General features: G+C 65.3%; 2 protein-coding genes. Both read left to right on the plus strand.

Annotation, left to right across the window (positions count from 1 at the left end; translation table 11 throughout):
- A partial coding sequence (locus tag ACTXPP_RS14210; protein WP_443342782.1) for a HepT-like ribonuclease domain-containing protein occupies positions 1–113 on the plus strand: 113 nt, incomplete at its 5' end.
- A gap of 39 nt (positions 114–152) precedes the next feature.
- Positions 153–479, plus strand: a 327-nt coding sequence (locus ACTXPP_RS14215; protein WP_443342780.1) for an aldose epimerase family protein, incomplete at its 3' end; no start/stop codon positions are given.

Genomic DNA, 479 nt, shown 5'->3' on the forward strand with positions numbered 1-479 from the left:
TCCTCGTCCACCAGTACTTCAGCATTGATCCGGACACTCTCCTCGACGTCATTGAAAGGCACCTGCCCCCACTTCGGAAGGCACTGGCCGAGCAGGAGAGCAAGAACGCGTAGGCCCCGAGGGGAGGCTCGGACTTAGGTAGAGTCAGGTGAGTGAGAGCGCAGCCCACCAGTGTGACGATCACGTCCGGTGACTGCCGGGCGACCATCGCGACCCGGGGTGCGGGCCCGTCGTCGCTGACCCTCGGGGGACAGGACCTGTTGGAGGGCTACGAGGTCACCGGTTCTTCCGCCGAGGCGCCCTTCTTCGCCAACCTGGTGTTGGCACCCTGGCCCAACCGGACGGACCAGGCGGCTTTCGAGTTCGACGGTGAGCGCCACCAGTTGGAACTCACTGAGCCGTCGAAGAACACCGCTTTGCACGGCCTGGTCGCCGACCGGATGTGGACGGTGGCCTCCGGCGGTGAGGGGACAGATACC

Origin of the sequence: Candidatus Corynebacterium faecigallinarum, assembly GCF_052264515.1 — a bacterium.
GTDB classification, from domain to species: domain Bacteria; phylum Actinomycetota; class Actinomycetes; order Mycobacteriales; family Mycobacteriaceae; genus Corynebacterium; species Corynebacterium faecigallinarum.